Below are 15,950 nucleotides of genomic sequence, written 5' to 3' on the forward strand. Positions count from 1 at the left end.
CTCCCACATTTGATCTGTGGTGCGGTTTAGTTGCTCTTCACCGCGTGATCCGGCTTCTTGTCATTGCCCGGGATGTACGGGCTCCACGGCTGGGCACGGATCGGCCCTTCGGTCTGCCACACCACCGAGAACTGGCCGTCGGACTGGATCTCGCCAATCATCACCGGCTTGTGCAGGTGGTGGTTGGTCTTGTCCATGGTCAGGGTGTAGCCCGACGGCGCGGCGAAGGTCTGGCCGGCCAGGGCTTCACGCACTTTGTCGACGTCGGTGGATTTGGCTTTCTCCACGGCCTGCGCCCACATATGGATGCCGACGTAGGTGGCTTCCATCGGGTCGTTGGTCACCGCTTTGTCGGCGCCCGGCAGGTTTTTTGCCTTGGCATAGGCTTTCCAGTCGGCGACGAACTTGGCGTTGACCGGGTTCTGTACCGACTGGAAGTAGTTCCACGCCGCCAGGTTGCCCACCAGCGGCTGGGTGTCGATGCCGCGCAGTTCTTCTTCGCCCACCGAGAACGCCACCACCGGCACCTCGGTCGCCTTCAGGCCCTGGTTGGCCAGTTCCTTGTAGAACGGCACGTTGGAGTCGCCATTGACCGTGGACACCACGGCGGTCTTGCCGCCCGCCGAGAATTTTTTGATGTTGGCCACGATGGTCTGGTAATCGCTATGGCCGAACGGGGTGTAGACCTCTTCGATGTCCTTGTCGGCCACGCCTTTGGAATGCAGGAACGCGCGCAGGATCTTGTTGGTGGTGCGCGGGTACACGTAGTCGGTGCCCAGCAGGAAGAAACGCTTGGCACTGCCGCCTTCTTCGCTCATCAGGTATTCCACCGCCGGGATCGCCTGCTGGTTCGGCGCGGCGCCGGTGTAGAACACGTTGGGCGACATTTCCTCGCCTTCGTATTGCACCGGGTAGAACAGCAGGCCGTTGAGTTCTTCAAACACCGGCAGCACCGATTTGCGCGACACCGAGGTCCAGCAGCCGAACACCACCGCGACCTTGTCCTGGGTCAGCAACTGCCGGCCCTTCTCGGCAAACAGCGGCCAGTTGGAGGCCGGGTCGACCACCACCGCTTCGAGCATCTTGCCGTTCACTCCGCCCTTGGCGTTGATCTGGTCGATGGTCATCAGCGCCATGTCCTTGAGGGACGTTTCGGAAATGGCCATGGTCCCGGACAGCGAGTGCAGGATGCCGACCTTGATGGTCTCGGCGGCCTGGACGGTCCAGGTCAGGCCCATGGCAACAATGGATGCCGACAGGGTGAAAGCCTTGATCAAGCTGCGACGCTTCATGGTGCGGTCTCCAGAACTCAATATTTTTATGAGGGCAGATAGGGGCGTTGCAGGAGCGTTTGCAAAGGCTGTGCCTATTGGCTGCGTTGCCCTGTTCTGTGGGCCATGGGCTGGATCGGTCGGTCAGGCTGCACCAAGTGGGGGCTTGCCGGGCGGGCTGGTGCGTGACGTGCGCCCGAACGGGGCAGGGTGGGTGGCCGGGTGGATAACTATTTAGCGCCCTCGCGTTCGCGCCAACGGTGAACATCGCCGTGACCCTGGCCAGCGTCTGGTCACGGCATATTTGAGGGAAAGTCATGGAACGACCTAAGCGCGGCTGGTTTGGCGGCGGCTTGAAGTCAGATGTTGCGCTGCCTCCAGTGGGGCCGGCCTTTGTCAGCATGGATGATGCGGCCCGCTACGCGCACCAGCAGATCGGCGAGCGACGGGATGTCGAGTACGGTGGGGTGATTCTGGAGAGCCTGGCCGATGGCTATTTTTATGCCACAGCCCCCATGGCCGGGGAGCGTAATAGTTTCGATCACTGGAAGGTGTTGAAGGTCGACAGCAATGGGCAGTACCTGCACCCGGAAGGCTATCGGTGCGTGGCCGACTATCATTCCCACCCCGATCTCTTCGATGAGTTCAAAGCCAATAATCCTGAGTTTTCCGAGCGCCAGGTCAGGGCACTGAACAGCTTCTTTTCGGACATTGACCTGGCCATCAACATTCAGGAACGTGGGTTTTTTTCCGCGTCGTATCTGTCCGGGCCTGACGGTGCGCTGCTCAAGCATGTCACTCGCGGCTCGGAGGCGGAGCGGCGTTTCGGGGTCTGGCTCGATCAGCGGCTGCCCTTCAATCACGTCGACGGTCCTGGCGACAATCAGCCGGAGAGTCTGATCAAGAAGACCCTCAGTGTCAGCCAGCTGTCGATTGTGGTGCCCAGTTCCTTGTGGGGCGGTTCGATAGGCACCGTGCCTGGGCAGTGGCAACCGTTTTCGGCATTTATCTCAAGTAGCTACGAGTTGCCGGCCTGCGGGCCTGTCCAGGCCGGTGTGGCGGCGGTACAGGCCTTGCTGGAGCACCGCAGCCCCCAGCCGGCCCGGCCGGTGTTTATCCTCAAGCACATCGACAAAGAGGACTATGTGCTGGTCGAACCGTTGGCCGGTGTATCTATCCAGCAGCTCTTTCCATTGAAGCCGGATGGCACGCGCGTCACGCACGAGTATTTTCATTGGTTTGGCGTCTACCTGGGGCGAACGGCGGTGCCCCTCCAGCTCGCCGCTCAGGAGCCGTGGTTGTACCGCAATTTCTTCACCCCCCTTGAACTGGCCACCCAGCTTTACCAGGGGCACCAGTCTGTCCAGTTGCTGGGGCCAAGGCACCGTCTTTCGTTGTACCGCAGCCTCAATGATGGTGCGTTGCTGCAATACACCTGTTCGTTCTCGGCGGACGAGGCCGCGCTGTTTCGCGTCGAGCCAGATGGCCGGGTGCTGGATAACCAGATCGATTCGGCGCTGCTTGCAGGCGCTTTGAGTCCCCACGAGTTTGTCCTGCGTGTGGCGGCGGCGGGGCATTTGTCGGTGATCCGCCCGGGCAAAATCTGGGACAAGACCGGCCCGGTCGATGCGCAATGGCGTGCCTTTTCCCAGATCCCCAAGCCGGTCTTGAGCCCGGCCTTTGTCACGGCTGACGATGCGGCCCGCTGGGCCCATACCCGGATCGGCAACCGCCGTGACAAGGAATACGGCGGCGCGGTGTTGAAACAAGGCGTGCGCTATTTCGCCACTGAACCGATGGCTGGCGAGTCCATACACGTTGATTTTCGCACGGTCATGCCCAGCGATGAGCATGACTACTTTGTCGCGCCATCGCCCTTCACCTGCGAGGCGTTTTATCACTCGCACCCGGCGGGTTCCGTCGGCGAGGCACAGTTGCAGGCGCAGTTCTCGGCCGAGCAGGCCAGCCTGTTTATCAGCTTTTTTTCGGCCGATGACCAGGCGTTTGTCATCGGCAATCGCGACTTCGCCCCGGCCCACTACTTGTCCGGGCCCGAAGGCTCGTTGCTCAAGTACGTGAGCAGCGGGTCGGCAGAAGAAAAAACGCTGCTCCAGCAACTGCTCGGTGAACGCAAGATCGAGCCGTTCAATGAGTTTGAAGGGGCTATCTGGAACCTGGCCACTGCCGGCGACCTGCGGGTGGTCGTGCCCAATCGTGTCTGGGGCGGCGTTCGTGGCCGTGTCGCCAGGGGCTGGACACTCGGCAGCCCGCTCAGCCCTGCCGGCACCGTGCAGGAGCAGCCCTTCTTCACCCCCGTGACGAACATGGGGCAAGTGGCCGCGCTGATCGCGCTGAGCAACCTCAGCGCCTTGCCGGCCGGTGCGTACCAGGGGTTTGTGCTCAAGCACCAGAGCACCGCGAGCTATGTCGCGACCCTGCCTGTGGCGGTCGGCACGAGCCTGGCGAGCCAGTTCCCGAAGCGGGCCGATGGCCAGCCAAGACTGCTCTCCAACTACCGTGTGGTGGGGCTCTACCGCAATGCGCCCGCCGTGGAGCCGAAGCAACTGCCGGCGCAGGAGGCCTGGCTGTACAAACGGTTCGCCAGCCCTGCGCTGCTGGTGGAGGCCATGGCCCAGGCGCTGGCCACCTTTGCCCAGCAGGTCGCCGGGCTGGGGCTCAGGCTGTACCTGCGCACTGCCGACAACGCCTTGCTGCAGTGGCAGGTGCCGAGTGCCGCGTCGGCAAACGAACTGTTTACGATCAGCGGCCAGATGGTGACCGATAACGGTAACCAGGCCGCCTTGCTCGACGGCACGCTGTCCCCCCGGGAGTTCGTACGCCGGGTGATCCGTGCCGGCGAGCTGTCGGTGCTCCAGCAGGGCGCTTTGTGGAACACCCTCGGGCTGGTGCACGGCAGCGAGCGGTTGCCACTGGGGTCGGGCACCCAGGTCTTGAGCGCGGCGTTCCTCACCGCCGACGATGCCGCGCGCCATGCCCACGAAAAGATCGGCTTTCGTCGGGCCACGGCGTATGGCGGTTACATCCTCAAGGCTGGAACAGGGCGGTTTGTATTCACCGAGCCCCTTAGCATCTACGGCGATGGTTTTGCCGGCGACCTGCTGACGCCGTTCGTGGGCAATGGGTTGCTGGTGCCGCCAGCGGGTTATGAGCTGTATGCGCGCTACGCCTCCCACGCCGCGCTGTCCTCGGCTGATCGGGAGCGTCAACGGCGGTTGGGCTGGACGCTGACTGACCTTGAAGTGCACACCACGATGTTCTCGGACCAGGAGATCGGTTCGGTGATTGAGTCCGGGTTGCCTGCCTATCTGAGTGGCTCGCCGAATAACCTGATCAGCTATACCCCCAGTGGTTCGGCCAGGGAGCTGCTGGTCCAGAGCAATACCACCCGTGAGCCTGGCAAAAACGGCTATTTCGAGCGGCTGGAAGCGGGTGTGCTCAAGCCGGTGGATATCGTGACGAGGCTGGCCGACGCGGGCAGCCTGCAGGTGCTGGTCCAGAGCCCACTCTGGGGGCCGCGAGGCAGGGTCTACGACGACTGGGTGGCCAATTTCGATTACGCCGATATCGACCTGCAAAGCCCGGCCTTGGGGGCGATTTTCAGTAGCCAGGACGAGGCCGCCCTGAATGCCCATGTCCGTTGGTATGGGCGCAACCTGGACGCCCAGGGGTGTACGGCGTATGTGCTCAAGAACCCGCAGGCCGATGAGTACGTGGTCAGCGAGCTGCTGCCGGTCAGCTCCAGTGGGCGTTGGTTAAGCGACTCCTCCAGGGCGGTTGGCTATCTGCACGGTGGTAGCTTTGCCAGCCATTTTGTGGTGGTGGGGCTGCTCTATTCCCAGCAATGGCTGCCTTCGGGGTTGTCCACGGTGGAGGCCTGGCTGACCCAGTTCTTTGTCACCCCGGATGTTCTGCTGCGTGCCGAAGAAGATGCCCGGTATCTGCCGCGTGCCTCGGCTACTGGGGTGTTGCCGGTCTACTTGTCTACGCTCGATGGCGCCCTGTTGCGTTATCAGCCACAAGCCTCGTCGTTGCTCCAGGCAGGCAGCCCCGGTGAGGGCGCGACGATCCAGGGCATGAACCTGCGTAACGGCACGTTTGACACCCACAGGTTTATTTCATTGATCGCACGCGCCGGTGACCTGCGGGTGCTATACAGCAGCCAGTGCTGGGACCGTCGTGGCGTGGCGGTTCAAGGTGCCGGGCAATGGCGGCCTTATGCCAATTTTGTGCGCCGTCGCCTGGGCCCGGCCTTCCACGACCAGGATGATGCGGTACGTCATGTACGCTCGCTGCTCCAGGGCAACGGGTTGATGGGCGGGTTGGTTCTCAAGCGTCCAGATGGGTTGTTTGTGGCGACCGAACCGTTGAAAGTGCCCCGTGAAGATTTTGACCCCAAATGGATTTTTCCTGATGAGGTGGTCAGCACCGGCGGTTTTCCTGCGGCCCACACCCTTGTGGCGCGTTACCGCTCAAGCCCGGTGCGCGAGTTGCCTTTCGCCCTGGAGGCCGAGCAAGCGAGCCTCTATCGCAATATGTTGTCCACCCGGGTGATTTCAGCGGCCCTTGCGGGCCAGGATGCCAGCCTGACCCGCGAGTACCTGTTGGGCTCCGATGGCTGTGTGGTCAGTTACACCCGCAGCCAGACCGCGCTGGAAGGCCAGCTGAAGATGGACTTGCAGCCGCTGAACCCGGTACGGGCGGACTTGTTGAACAACCGTATCGAACGCCAGATCCGTCAGGGAGAAACGACCCCCGCTGCGTTTGTCGCCCGCCTTGGCGCTGCCGGGGCTTTACACGTGGTGGAGGGCAGCAAAACCTGGGGCATTGCGCGGCGCATCAGCGGGGAGCTGATTGCCGCGCAGCCTGAGCCGTTGATGATCAGGAATGCCCTGGCGGACCCGGCGTTCAGCCCGGTTTTTGCCCAGGAAAAAGATGCGGTGCGTTATGCCCATGAGCAGTGCCGGCCTGGGGAGAACCTGCAGTTTGGCTACGTCTTCAAGTCGAAGAAAAACGGGCGCTATATGGTCAGTCTGCCGTTGGTGCGCCAGAGTTATCGCGACTTCGGGCAAGTGTTTCCCCACGGCCTGTTCCCCCAGGACTACAGGCTGGAGGGGTTCTACCTCTGCGCGAGCAATGAAGCCCTGGCGCCTGACAGTGACCCACTGCGCCAGGCCTTCTTTTCCCCCACGGATATCGACACCGCCATCCGGTTTTCCCTGCATGGGGTCAAGGACAAGCAACTGGCGCTTTACCTATCGTGCCAGGACGGTGCCCTGCTTCAGTATCAGTACCAGGGCAGTGAGGCCCAATTGGACAGCTGGGGGCGATTGGTCGAGATCCGGCAACAGTTGTGGGAAGGCGAAAGGACGGTGCTCAGTTATGTGCGTGATTTTGTTGCAATCGGCCATCTGGATACCCTGGTCCAGGGGCGTGTCTGGACCACTCGCAACCGGATCGATCAGTTCTGGCAACCTGGCGTTGCCGAGGCGTTTGTCGAGCCGTGGGCGGCGGTATGTGGCCCGGTGTTTTCCCATGAGGATGACGCCGTGCGTTATCTCAAGCGCCGATTCTCGCCCTATCGGGATCAGCAATACCTCTCTGCGGTGCTGGCCGACACTGAGGGCGCTTCGTTCCTGGCCACCCGGCCAGTGGCGCCGGGCATGGGGCTGGCGATGATTTTGCGCCTGTTCTATAGCGGCCCCCGGGGAGTGGTCCAGCCAGCGGTCCCTCCTGCCCCTATGCCGGACTTTCCGGCCGATTATGGGGTTGCGGGTGTTCACCTGCTCTACAGCAGCATGCCTGTAACGGGCAGCCGTGAGCCAAAGGACCAGGCCCTGGTGCGCAATTTCGTGGCACCGGACTTGATGAGCTATTTCATTACGGTGTTGCGCGGGTTATCTCGCCCGGCCGCCGCCCTGTACCTGTCGTGCCAGGGCGGTGCGCTGTTGAAATACCAGCCCAGTTTTTCTGGGCTGGAAGCCCAGGTTCTGGTCGCCGGCCCAACGGTTTACCCCTCGGTGTTTCTAAAGAGCGTGGTCACCGCCGGCAAGCTGTTTATCCTGGACCGGGACGCCTTCTGGATGAACGAAGGGCTGTTGACCGAACAGCATCTGGGGCAGGCCAACGGTTTGCGGATCGACGCCTCAGCGGTGGACGAGCCGCTGAGTATCCGTGACCGGGATGAGCTGTAGGCCCTTTAGCGCCGGCGCATCAGGCCAATAAAAAACAACCCGCCAATCGCCGCCGTGGCTACGCCAATGGGCAGGTCTTCGGGGGCGATCAGGGTGCGCGCGGCAACATCGACCCACACCAGGAACAGGCTGCCCAACAGCACGCACACCGGCAATAGGCGCCGGTGTTCGGCGCCCACCAGGCGCCGGGCGATATGCGGCACCATCAGGCCGACAAAGCCGATGGAGCCGCTGATCGACACCAGGGCGCCGGTCAGCAGTGAGGCGATCAAGAACACCTTGAGGCGCACATTGCGCGCATTCAGGCCCAGGGTCACGGCGGTCTGCTCGCCGGCCATCAGCGCATTGAGCGGGCGCGCCATGCCCAGCAGCAACAGCAGGCCCAGCAGCACGGTGAGGCTGGGAACCGCCAGCAATTCCCAGCGCGCCAGGCCCAGGCCGCCGAGCATCCAGAACATCACCGCCGAGGCGGCGCGATGGTCGCCCATGAACAGCAGCAGGTTAGCCGCTGCCATCATCACGAATGACACCGCCACCCCGCACAGCAACAGGCGATCACTCTCCAGCCGACCATTGCGGCTGGCCACCGCCAGCACCACCAGCATGCTCAGCAGCGCGCCGATAAAGGCGGCGATGGGCAGGGTCAGCAGGCCGATGATTTCGCCCACATGCAACACCACAATCACTGCGCCCAGGGTGGCGCCCGAGGTCACCCCCAGCAGGTGCGGATCGGCCAGCGGGTTGCGTGTGACCGCCTGCAAGACCGCGCCGATCAGCGCCAGCCCGGCCCCCACCAGTGCGCCGAGCAACATGCGCGGCACGCGGATCAGCCAAACGATATGTTCCTGGCCTACCGCCCAATCCACCGCCCCGATACCCAGGGCCTTGTGCAGCAGGATCCGCCACACCACGTCCACCGGCACCCGCGCCGAACCAAAGCCCAGCGAGACCACACAGGAGGCCAGCAGCACCGCGCCAAGGGCGGCGAGCAGCAAGGCATAGCGGCGCTCGATCATTGGCCGTGGAACCCCTTGGCCAGGGTTTCTACCGCCAGCACATTGTCGATACCCGGCGTGGCCTGCACGTAGGGAATCACGATAAAGCGCCGCTGCTTGATCGCGTCCACCGCTTGCAGGGCCGGGTTATCCAGCAGGAACTGGATTTTCTGTTCGGCGGTGATTTCGCTGTAGTCGACGATCACGATCACCTGAGGGTTGCGTTCCACCACCGTCTCCCAGTTGACCCGGGTCCAGCTGGCGTCCACGTCGTCGAGGATATTGCGCCCGCCGGCGGCAGCGATCAGCGCCTGGGGCATGCCCAGGCGGCCGGAGGTCATGGCGCGGTCTTCGCCGCTGTCGTAGAGGAACACCCGTGGCTGTTCGGCGGGCAGGCTGTTCTGCACTGCGCCGACCTGGGCCTGCAGCCGGGCGATCAGGGCGTTGGCGCGGTCCTGCACATCGAAGATCCGGCCCAGGTTGCGCAGGTCGTTATAGGTATCGTCCAGGGTTGCCGCCGGGCGCTTCATCACGAACGCGCAGGACTCGGTCAGCTCCAGCACGTTGATGCCCAACGGTTGCAGGGTTTGCGGGGTAAGGTCGCCCCCCACGCGCATGCCGTAGTCCCAGCCGGCGAAGAAGAAATCCACATTGGCATTGAGCAGGGTTTCCACCGACGGGTACTTGCTCGCCAGCTCCGGCAGGCCGTCAAGCAGGGTGGCCATTTGCGGGGTCACCGCCTTCCAGCCGGTCACGCCGCTGTAGCCGACCATGCGCGACTTGAGGCCCAGGGCGAGCATCATCTGGGTCATGTTGATGTCGTGGCTGACCGCGCGTTCGGGGGCCTGGTTGAAGGTCACCTCGCGGTTGCAACTCTGGATGGTCAACGGGTAGCGAGTGGCCTCGGCAAAGGCCTGGCTTGCACCGCACAGCAGGGCAAGGCACAGCAGGGAACGCAGGATCATGGTTGGGTTATCCAGGTGATTCGCGGGTAGCCGGAAAGGGGGTGGGTATCGATCAAGGCCTCGACCCCGAACACCTCGCGCAGCAGTTCGGCGGTCAACACCTCGTGGGGCGTGCCGCTGGCGACGATACGGCCATGGTTGATCACGTACAGGCGATCACAGAAGGCAGCGGCCAGATTCAGGTCGTGGATGCTGGCCAGGGTGCCGATCTTCAGGCGCTTGACCAGCCCCAGCAGCTCCAGTTGGTAGCGCGGGTCGAGGTGGTTGGTCGGCTCGTCGAGGATCAGCAATTGCGGTTGCTGGGCCAGGGCGCGGGCGAGGATCACACGCTGCTTTTCACCGCCGGACAGGGTGGCGAAGGCATGGTCTTCAAAGCCCAGCAGGCCGACGGAGTGGAGGGCCTGTTGAATCAGTTGGCGGTCGTGCGGGGTATCGCTGTCGAACAGCCCTTTGTGCGGGGTGCGGCCCATGGCGATCACTTCATCGACCCGCAGGCCGAAGGCGTCGGGGAACTCCTGCAGCACCACGGCAATGCGCTGGGCGCACCAGCGCGCGGATTGCTTCCACACGTTCTGGTGATCCAGGCGCACTTCACCCTGCTCGGGCTTGCTGAAGCGATAGGCGCAGCGCAACAGGCTGGTTTTGCCGCTGCCATTGGGCCCGATCAACCCGACAAACTCCCCCGCCCCCACCTGCAGGCTGGCATCACGCAGGTGGAACTGGTGATGACAGTGGCCCAGGCCCTGGGGGGACCAGGCGAGGTGGCGGAGGTTGAGTGTGGGCATCAACTATCTCAAGTCAAGCAGCGATCGAGTGTGGGAGTGGGCTTGTGTGGGAGCGGGCTTGCCCGCGACGGCTGAGTGTCAGTCGATACATTAGTTGACTGATACACCGCCATCGCGGGCAGCCCCGCTCCCACAGGGTGCATGTGTAGTCCGCCGTCACGGTACTGGCTGCTGGCTTCGAGTGGGGGGGCAATGCTGCAAGTGTTATAAGTTAACACTTCTTAGGTTGGTGATGAAAGCCCGCGTAAGATACATAACGCCTCTATGTAGGGCATCTCGCCAACCTCATGCCGAAGATGAGGCCGACTCACGTTGCTTGAACCAGCGCGCCAACACCAGCCGATCCAATAGCCACACCCCGATCAGCGAGGCGCCGACCAGCGGGAAAATAATCGCCAGGGCCAGCATGATCGCCATTGCGGTCTTCCACTTCGGCAGGTCATGGCGCAACGGCGGAACCCCCAGGCCACCCTGGGGCCGGCGCTTCCACCAGATCACCAGGCCGCTGACCGCACTCAAGAGAATCATCAGGCACACCAGCAGCACGATGATCTGGTTGACCACGCCGAACATCTTGCCCTCATGCAGCATCACCCCGGACTCGGTGACCCGCGCCACGGTGTTGTAGTGCTCCCAGCGCACATCGGCCAGAACCTTGCCGGTGTATTGGTCGACATGCAGGGTGGCGTCATTGCGCGGGTCATTGGCGAACACGGCGATGGTGAACACGCCCGTGGCCGTGGCGGGGAAGGTGATGCTGTAGCCCGGCTCGACCTGGCGTGCGGTGGCCAGGTCCACCACTTGTTGCAGGCTGATCGCGGGGGCGGCCGGGCCGTGGTGCATGCCGCCGTGCTGCATGTGTTCGGCATGCTCGCCGGACATCGGCAACGGTGTGTTTTCCAGGGCCCAGGGCACGGTCTGTTGCGTCGCAGTGTTGAGACTGCGGGCCTGCTGGTCGGATTGCGGCACGTCGTTCCACATCGCCGCTGGGAAGTGGTTCCACAGGTCGGCGTATTGCTTGCCCCAGAAGCCGCTCCAGGTCAGGCCGCTGAGGATCATCAGCAGCAGGAACGCCGCGCCCCAGAACCCGGTGACCGCGTGCAGGTCACGCCAGAACAGGCGCCCGCGACCGCCCAGGCGCGGCCACAGGATGCCGGCGGCGGATCTACCCCGTGGCCACCACAGGTACAGGCCGGACACCACCAGCATCACACCCCAGCCCGCCGCGAGTTCAATCAGGCGGTCACCGGTGGTGCCGATCATCAACTCACCGTGCAGGGCACGGACGATGGCTTGCAGGTTGTAGGCCGCGTCCTGCTCGCCGAGCACGTTGCCGCGATAGGGGTCGACGAACACTGTCAGTTCGTGGCCGGCATTGTGCAGGACAAATTGCGCGCTGCTGCTGGCGTCCACCGGTGGCAGGTATTTGCTGATCGTGCCCTGGGGGTAGGCGGCCTTCGCCCGTTGCAGTTGCTCGTCGGCGCTGAGGGTCTGCGCGGCGGGCTCGACCTTGAGCAGGTCGGCGTACATCAGCGGGTCCAGCTGGGGCTTGAACAGGTAGATGATGCCGGTCACGGCCAGCAACACCATGAAGGGCGCAACAAACAGCCCGGCGTAGAAATGCCAGCGCCAGGCCAGGTTGTAGAAGGAAATCTTTGGTGGATTCATCAGGGTGCTCCGCAAGGTTTTTATTTATAGGTCGGTCGGTGGGAGCGGGCTTGCTCGCTCCCACATAAAGCCGTCTCCCACCGGTTGTTAGAAACTCATATCCACCTTGGTCCAGAGCGTGCGCCCCGGTTCGTTGATGGCTTGCGGGTCGTTGGCCGGGTAGCCGAACCCGGCGTTGCCGGCCAGGTTCAGGTGCTCGGCGTAGGCCTTGCCGAACAGGTTGTCGACACCGGTACTGACCTTGAAGTTCTTATTGATGCGGTACGCCGCATTGAGGGAGAACACGCCAAAGCCGCCGCTCTTGGCGAAGTCCTTGCCGACCACGTTGCCCTTGTTCTGGTCGATGCGGTTTTGCGCCGCCACCACCCGCCACAAGGCGCCGGCGCTCCAGTCGTCTTCGCTGTAGGTCAGGCCGAAGCGTGCATCCAGCGGCGGCATTTGCGGCAGGGCCTTGCCGTCGCTGCTGTTTTTGCCCCAGGCATAGGCCAGGGTGGCATCGGCTTTCCAGTTGGACGTCAGCTTGTAGGCGGCGCCCAATTCACCGCCCATGATCCGTGCGTCGATGTTCTGCGCCTGGGAGGTCATGCCCATCATCCCGGGGGTGTAGTTGAACAGGATGTAGTCGCGCACCTGGCCGATGTACCCGGAGGCCCAGGCCTCCAGCTCAGCGGTCTTGTACTGCAGGCCGAAGTCCAACTGGGTGGTTTTCTCCGGCTTGATCGCGTCGAAGGCGTTCACTGATCCGGCCGGGCCAAGCTTGGGCGAAAACAACTCCCAATAATCCGGGAAGCGCTCGGCGTGGCCGAGGCCTGCGTAGAGTGTGGTGGGGCTGTCGGCCAGGTCGTGTTCATAGCGCACGAAGCCGGACGGCAGGGTGTCGGCACGGGTGTCGCCGGCGGTGGGGTTGGCGCGGCTCATCATGCCGCTGCCGATGCTTTGCCGGTAATCCTTGGCCGAGGCGCGGTCCAGGCGGGCGCCGGTGATCAGCCGGTCATTGTCGGCGGCGTACCAGGTCAGCTCGCCAAACACCCCGTAGTTATGGAAGTCGGCGTCCTTGGTGCGCGGCAGGTTCTTGTAGGTGTCGATACCGGAGCTGCCGCGCTGGCGGTGCTCGTTGGTCTGCGCGTCGATGCCGCTGATCAGTTGCACATCGGCCCAGCGCCAGGTGGCCTTGATCCGTGCGCCGAGGGTGCGGCGGTCGACGTTGGAGGCCATGGGCCCGGCCATCATCCCGGTGCCCGACGGCGTACGCAGGCTGTAGTTGTCCATCACGTGGTCGGCGTAGTTGTAGTAGACCTGGGCCTCGACCTTGTCCAGCACCTCGCCGATATTGGACTTCTCGAAGCGCAGGCCGAGGCTTTCGCGCAGGAACTGCGAGCCGTCCATGCCGCGTCCGGCGTAGCGCGCTTGGCCATCGCCACGGCCGGCGGTGAGCTCCAGCAGGGTGTCGGCGTCCGGGGTCCAGCCGAGGGCGACGTCGCCATTCCATTTGTCGTAGCGCGAGGCGACGGTGTCGTTGTTACCGTCCTTGTAGTCATCGGCGTGGGCCTGGTTGCCGATCACGCGGATATAACCCTGGGAGCCACCGGCGGCGGCATCCACTACTTTGTCGAAGCGCCCGTTGGAACCGGCGAGGATGCTCGCATTGACCCGCGTGCCGAGTTCGCCGAACTGCTCCGGCTCACGGTCGAACAGCACCGTGCCGGCCGAGGCGCCAGGGCCCCAGAGCACGGTTTGCGGGCCCTTGATCACCGTCAGTTTGTCGTAGGTTTCCGGCGAGATATAGGAGGTGGGCGCGTCCATGCGGCCTGGGCAGGCACCGAGCAGCATGCTGCCGTTGGTGAGGATATTCAGGCGCGAGCCGAACATGCCGCGCAGGACCGGGTCGCCATTGGTGCCGCCGTTGCGCACCAGGGCAAAGCCGGGGATGGTCTTGAGGTAGTCGCCGCCGTCACTGGCCGGCACCGGCTGGCGCGGGTCCTTGGGGTTGGTGACGATGGTCAGTGGCGAGCTGGGGGCAACGCCGGTAATCACCGTCGGGCTCAGCTCATTGTGGTGTTCGGCGTGGTCGTCGGCATAGGCCTGTGGCGTCAAGAGTGCACCGCACAAAACGGCGAGTACAGGGGTACATCCCATACGGGTGTCAGCAGGAAACCTGGACATGAAAAATTCCATCCATCAGTCGTAAACAACACGGCCAGCAGCCTGGGGCTGTCTGTGTGAAGGCGGCCGTGCGAAGTGGTGTGTGATTGGCGGTTTACGACTGGCTGGGTGGGGCGCGGCTGCGGGCGCCGGGGAAAATGCTCTGCCGGGCATGGCCCAGGCGCGGTACGGGGATCAGGCCAGTGGCCGGCGGCGGGCTGCCGAGGGCCACAAATGACACGCTGCCAGGCAGGGCCGGGCAACTGAACAACAGGCTGCAATAGCCGCATTTCTCCCACATCACGTGGTCGGCGGCGGGGGCCTTGGCAGGGTCGGCCGGGGGCTGGGGCGCGGCATGGCAGACGTCTTCCATGGACATCTGCATGGACATGCCGGCGTGATGATCCATCGGCATCGCTTGGGAAATCAGCGGTCCGATAAAAATCATCAGCATGGCGAACAGGCTGATCCAGCTGCCGTGGGCCAGCCTCAGGGGCTGGCGGCGGCGCAGGATCGACCGGTTGGCGGGAGCACCCATGGGGAGCGGCCTGTGGTGGTTACTGGGCGTGCTGGTGCGCGTGGTTGACCATCGGCGGGGCTTTTTGTACCGAGACTTGCACTTTTACGGGGCCGGCCTTTTCAAAGTTCAGGGTCAGCGGGAAGTGCTGGCCATCGCGCAACTGGCTGCGATCCTTCAGGTCCAGGAGCATCACGTGATAGGCCATCGGCGCGAAGGTCAACTCGCCCTTGGACGGCACGGCCACGCTGGGCACCTGTTGCATTTTCATCAGGTCGCCCTGCATCACATGCTCATGCAGCTCGGCCTTGGCCGCCACTGGGGTATCGGCACTGAGCAGGCGGTCCGGGGCTTCACCCTGGTTATGGATCACAAAGTAGGCGGCGACCGTCGGCGCATTGGGCGGCAATTCCTGGGACCAGGGATCGCTCACCAGTAGGTCGCCGGCCTTGTAGTCATCGGCATTGGCAGCACCGAACACAGGCAGCAGCAAAGCCGCCAGAAGCAGGGAAGATTTGAGCATGGCAGTTCTCCAGAACGATTCAAACGCAGTTCGATTGCGAAGTGATCAAACGGTAGGAGAGGCGCGGGGGTTGAGGCTCGGCCATTGCTGGCGCGGGGTCGGGGCTTGCAGGGCCGGCGATGGCAGGCCAGGCGCCGGGTCGATCCGGGTCAGATACAACTGCGGCACATGCCCCGGCAGCGCCACCAACGGCGCCGAGCCCGAACAGCACCAGCAATGCTGCATGCTGGAGTGCTCGTCCTGTTGCGGCGCCGGTATCTCCAGCGTACCCAGGGACATCGCCACCAGCTTGTTGCCGGTGGACGAGCAGAAACTGCCCCACAGCAATTGCTCGGCAGGGCTTTTGCCTTGCTGCATCGCCCAAGCGTTCGGCATGGCAAACGCATTGAACAGCACTGCAAGGCAGGCGATCCAGGCAAATGCAAAGCGTTGACGGGCCATGGCGGACAATCCGTAGGGTTAAGCGATCAAGTGGGTATTTAGCCTGATCGGGGGGCATAAGTAAAAGTTGCTGGTGTGGTTTGGTGTCGCAGTGATCCCAAGTTATGTAACGGGAACGCCATGCACCTGCATATCGACCCCAAGTCCCTTTCGCAGTACCGCAAATATCGCAGCCAGGTTATCCATGCTTGGGTTGCCATGAGCCGAAAGCATGCGATGCAAGCTTTTGCTCGGCTTGGCCGTCTCCTTTGCCAAACCCTCAAAACCAACAGTGGCGTTGACCAGGTCGCGCAGAATGATGCGGGACAATTCTGGTTCGCCGTTGAGAAATAGCGTAGCAGCCTCGTCGAGGAGTGCCTGGGCAAACTCTGGGTCGCGCTGGGCGGCTTCGGCAATCGTGAGTTTATAACTGCGGGTAAGTGCCATGCTGG

General features: G+C 63.3%; 11 protein-coding genes. 1 reads left to right on the top strand and 10 read right to left on the bottom strand.

Features of this window, described 5'->3' with window-relative positions; translation table 11 throughout:
* Positions 1-26: 26 nt before the first annotated feature.
* Complete coding sequence (gene urtA, locus AO268_RS24940) at positions 27-1,292, bottom strand: urea ABC transporter substrate-binding protein (protein WP_099170161.1); 1,266 nt, start codon at positions 1,290-1,292, stop codon at positions 27-29.
* Between the two features lie 296 nt (positions 1,293-1,588).
* Here urtA and AO268_RS24945 point away from each other — a divergent pair, with 296 nt between their 5' ends.
* On the top strand, positions 1,589-7,483 hold the full coding sequence (locus AO268_RS24945) for a DUF4329 domain-containing protein (RefSeq protein ID WP_099170162.1): 5,895 nt from the start codon (positions 1,589-1,591) through the stop codon (positions 7,481-7,483).
* 5 nt (positions 7,484-7,488) lie between these two features.
* Here AO268_RS24945 and AO268_RS24950 read toward each other — a convergent pair whose 3' ends face one another.
* From AO268_RS24950 to AO268_RS24990, 9 genes are all read right to left on the bottom strand, one after another.
* Positions 7,489-8,499 carry a FecCD family ABC transporter permease gene (locus AO268_RS24950; RefSeq protein WP_099170163.1) on the bottom strand — a complete coding sequence of 337 codons (1,011 nt, stop codon included), beginning with the start codon at positions 8,497-8,499 and terminating at the stop codon, positions 7,489-7,491.
* On the bottom strand, positions 8,496-9,443 hold the full coding sequence (locus tag AO268_RS24955; protein ID WP_099170164.1) for an ABC transporter substrate-binding protein: 948 nt from the start codon (positions 9,441-9,443) through the stop codon (positions 8,496-8,498). Before AO268_RS24955 ends, AO268_RS24950 begins: the two co-directional genes overlap by 4 nt.
* The gene (locus tag AO268_RS24960) at positions 9,440-10,228 is read right to left on the bottom strand and encodes an ABC transporter ATP-binding protein (RefSeq protein WP_099170165.1); all 789 of its coding nucleotides are present in this window, start codon (positions 10,226-10,228) and stop codon (positions 9,440-9,442) included. The genes AO268_RS24955 and AO268_RS24960 overlap by 4 nt, the downstream gene beginning before the upstream one ends.
* A 285-nt stretch (positions 10,229-10,513) precedes the next feature.
* Positions 10,514-11,896, bottom strand: coding sequence for a PepSY-associated TM helix domain-containing protein (locus AO268_RS24965; protein WP_099170166.1), 1,383 nt, complete (start codon positions 11,894-11,896; stop codon positions 10,514-10,516).
* A gap of 87 nt (positions 11,897-11,983) precedes the next feature.
* Positions 11,984-14,059, bottom strand: coding sequence for a TonB-dependent copper receptor (locus AO268_RS24970; protein WP_099170167.1), 2,076 nt, complete (start codon positions 14,057-14,059; stop codon positions 11,984-11,986).
* A gap of 94 nt (positions 14,060-14,153) precedes the next feature.
* Positions 14,154-14,576: a DUF2946 domain-containing protein gene (locus AO268_RS24975; protein ID WP_099170168.1), complete on the bottom strand. Its 423-nt coding sequence runs from the start codon at positions 14,574-14,576 to the stop codon at positions 14,154-14,156.
* 19 nt (positions 14,577-14,595) lie between these two features.
* Entirely contained in the window at positions 14,596-15,078 is a 483-nt protein-coding gene (locus AO268_RS24980; RefSeq protein ID WP_099170169.1) for a copper chaperone PCu(A)C, read from the bottom strand.
* A gap of 45 nt (positions 15,079-15,123) precedes the next feature.
* Positions 15,124-15,519: a DUF2946 domain-containing protein gene (locus tag AO268_RS24985; protein ID WP_076961513.1), complete on the bottom strand. Its 396-nt coding sequence runs from the start codon at positions 15,517-15,519 to the stop codon at positions 15,124-15,126.
* 102 nt (positions 15,520-15,621) lie between these two features.
* The gene (locus tag AO268_RS24990) at positions 15,622-15,945 is read right to left on the bottom strand and encodes a helix-turn-helix domain-containing transcriptional regulator (RefSeq protein ID WP_076961512.1); all 324 of its coding nucleotides are present in this window, start codon (positions 15,943-15,945) and stop codon (positions 15,622-15,624) included.
* Positions 15,946-15,950 lie beyond the last annotated feature (5 nt).

The organism is Pseudomonas sp. ICMP 8385 (genome assembly GCF_002699915.1).
In the GTDB taxonomy this organism is placed as follows: domain Bacteria; phylum Pseudomonadota; class Gammaproteobacteria; order Pseudomonadales; family Pseudomonadaceae; genus Aquipseudomonas; species Aquipseudomonas gessardii.

Coding starts and splice junctions, on each gene's coding strand:
- urtA (WP_099170161.1), bottom strand. CDS start 1,292: ATGAAGCGTCGCAGCTTGATCAAGGCTTTCACCCTGTCGGCATCCATT.
- AO268_RS24945 (WP_099170162.1), top strand. CDS start 1,589: ATGGAACGACCTAAGCGCGGCTGGTTTGGCGGCGGCTTGAAGTCAGAT.
- AO268_RS24950 (WP_099170163.1), bottom strand. CDS start 8,499: ATGATCGAGCGCCGCTATGCCTTGCTGCTCGCCGCCCTTGGCGCGGTG.
- AO268_RS24955 (WP_099170164.1), bottom strand. CDS start 9,443: ATGATCCTGCGTTCCCTGCTGTGCCTTGCCCTGCTGTGCGGTGCAAGC.
- AO268_RS24960 (WP_099170165.1), bottom strand. CDS start 10,228: ATGCCCACACTCAACCTCCGCCACCTCGCCTGGTCCCCCCAGGGCCTG.
- AO268_RS24965 (WP_099170166.1), bottom strand. CDS start 11,896: ATGAATCCACCAAAGATTTCCTTCTACAACCTGGCCTGGCGCTGGCAT.
- AO268_RS24970 (WP_099170167.1), bottom strand. CDS start 14,059: ATGTCCAGGTTTCCTGCTGACACCCGTATGGGATGTACCCCTGTACTC.
- AO268_RS24975 (WP_099170168.1), bottom strand. CDS start 14,576: ATGGGTGCTCCCGCCAACCGGTCGATCCTGCGCCGCCGCCAGCCCCTG.
- AO268_RS24980 (WP_099170169.1), bottom strand. CDS start 15,078: ATGCTCAAATCTTCCCTGCTTCTGGCGGCTTTGCTGCTGCCTGTGTTC.
- AO268_RS24985 (WP_076961513.1), bottom strand. CDS start 15,519: ATGGCCCGTCAACGCTTTGCATTTGCCTGGATCGCCTGCCTTGCAGTG.
- AO268_RS24990 (WP_076961512.1), bottom strand. CDS start 15,945: ATGGCACTTACCCGCAGTTATAAACTCACGATTGCCGAAGCCGCCCAG.